The 263-nt window shown below is 42.2% G+C and carries 1 protein-coding gene; it reads right to left on the bottom strand.

Features of this window, described 5'->3' with window-relative positions; translation table 11 throughout:
• Positions 1 to 263, bottom strand: a 263-nt coding sequence (locus tag R0J87_RS21490; RefSeq protein ID WP_498888833.1) for a hypothetical protein, incomplete at both ends; no start/stop codon positions are given.

The raw sequence follows: 263 nt of genomic DNA, 5'->3' as shown, positions 1-263 counted from the left end.
CACTTGATTGATCCAAAAGCCATCAATGCTTTTAAGATCAATGCCACTTTGTTTGAGTAAGCCAAGCCGAGGGAGAATATCAACTAACCAATGGAAATAGACGTTTCCTGATAATCCGGTTAATACCGCAACGGTCCCATTAACTTTTTCAATTGGGGGAAGCGTTTTCTGTAAGAAGATATCATGGGTCGATTCTGTTCCAGAGCAGCCTGGTAGTTGCCCTGGGTAATGTCGAGAGACATCTTTGAGGACATGATTATTAG

The sequence above is a fragment of the Halomonas sp. SIMBA_159 genome, from assembly GCF_046536035.1.
In the GTDB taxonomy this organism is placed as follows: Bacteria; Pseudomonadota; Gammaproteobacteria; order Pseudomonadales; family Halomonadaceae; genus Vreelandella; species Vreelandella venusta_A.
The sequence above is the reverse complement of the archived record's forward strand: the minus strand, read 5'-3'. Positions and strand labels throughout refer to the sequence as shown.